This is a genomic window from Planktothrix sp. FACHB-1355, from assembly GCF_014748295.1.
In the GTDB taxonomy this organism is placed as follows: Bacteria; Cyanobacteriota; Cyanobacteriia; order Cyanobacteriales; family Aerosakkonemataceae; genus Aerosakkonema; species Aerosakkonema funiforme_A.
Window position 1 is genome coordinate 1 of the sequence record NZ_JACJUP010001360.1, and the last position, 1,519, is coordinate 1,519.

The 1,519-nt window shown below is 44.9% G+C and carries 3 protein-coding genes; all 3 read right to left on the bottom strand.

All coding sequences use genetic code 11. The annotated features are described in order from the left end of the window. Positions 1-319: nucleoside deaminase (locus H6S82_RS32405; protein WP_191057441.1), on the bottom strand; the 319-nt coding region annotated here is incomplete at its 3' end. Positions 320-403: 84 nt separating this feature from the next. Next, positions 404-718, bottom strand: coding sequence for a glutaredoxin 3 (gene grxC / locus H6S82_RS32410; protein ID WP_190463504.1), 315 nt, complete (start codon positions 716-718; stop codon positions 404-406). A 234-nt stretch (positions 719-952) separates the two neighbouring features. Next, a complete protein-coding gene (locus H6S82_RS32415; RefSeq protein WP_190463507.1) occupies positions 953-1,375 on the bottom strand; it encodes a VOC family protein in 423 nt (140 codons plus the stop codon). Positions 1,376-1,519: the final 144 nt, after the last annotated feature.

The window sequence follows — 1,519 nt, forward strand, 5'->3', positions numbered from 1 at the left end:
CCAACAACCTAATTCTGGCTTGTACGATCGCACCCGCGCACATAGGACAAGGTTCCAGAGTAACATACAGCGTGCATCGGTTAAGATGCCAGTTTTGCAAAGCTTTTCCAGCAGCTCGGATAGCAAGAATTTCAGCGTGTGCTGTGGGGTCTCGATCGCGCTCTTTGCGGTTATTGCCTTCTGCGATTAAACGATCGTTACTGTCAACGATAACGGCTCCTACCGGTACTTCTCCGGCTTCACCCGCAGCTTGTGCCAGTTCTAACGCTCTACTCATCCATTTGCAGTGAGTTAGATAGATAGGATGATCGATTGTCATAACAAAATTTTGCCCTCAGCCCTCAGACTAAAGTCTGGGGCTACACAAACTAAGCTCCTAGCCCCTAGTCCCTACCCCCTACCTTTAGATAGCTGGTTGAGCTAGCAATGAATCTAACTTGCTTTCCGCATCAAGCTGATAGATGTCATCGCATCCACCTATGTGCTGATTATTGATAAAAATTTGCGGTACTGTGCGGCGTCCGTTGGCGCGATCGGCCATTTTGTTTCTAGCTTCTTCGTTGCCATCAATTTTATATTCTGTGTAATTTACACCTTTCCACCAAAGCAGCATTTTAGCGCGAATACAGTAAGGGCACGTTTGCCAGGTGTAGATTTCGACATTTGCTTTGATGCGTTCGGGGTGGCGTCCGAGAATAGAGTTGAGCAAGTCGAGCATTTTGGTTTTCCTAAAGAGGGAGTGACTTTCTTTAGGGTATATCATCTTTAAAAATAAAGCCTTCGAGCTTGTCAAACCTATTTTTAAAGGTTAAGTAAGTCTCTCAAAGTCTTACTTTTTCAGATAAATTTTACCGATTTTTATGTTTTTTATGGCGAAAAACATCGCAATTTTTACCAGTGAAATATGCCTGCAAAAATCGCGGAGAAATCACCCGAACACATTAAGTTTGTACTAAACATTCTCTGTTCGATCGACTGTAAGACCAATTTCTTGGCCATAGGATAATTCCAGCGTGTGACCGTCTGGATCTCGCAAAAATGCCCAATACCCGACTGGAGGGCCAGAATCTTTAGGTTCTTCAATGAGTACGCCTTCCTGACGAGCTTTCTTACAAAGCGCATCCATCGATTCACGATTGTGACAACCAACTCCAAGATGGGCAAATGGAGAGAGAATGGGATCTACCGAATCGGTTTGAATCAGAACGATCGCAAACGGTCGAGTCCGATCGCTCAGCCAAGCAACAGCAACGCCTCTTCCTGCATCAATACGACGGTGAATCACTTGCATTTGTGCATAGGTAGCGTAGAACTTGATGCTTTGCTCAATATCTGAGACGGGAAGCGCGATATGCGTAAGTCCAATATCAATCACGTGAAGTTCCTCGCCATCGATAAATTAGGGTAATTTACGGTTTTCCACCAAAATAACATTTTGGCGCGAATGCACTTTTTCGGATAGGCTCTTGGGATCGTCGCGAAAAAACTCCCAGCAGCAAAACTTAACACGGCTTCTGGC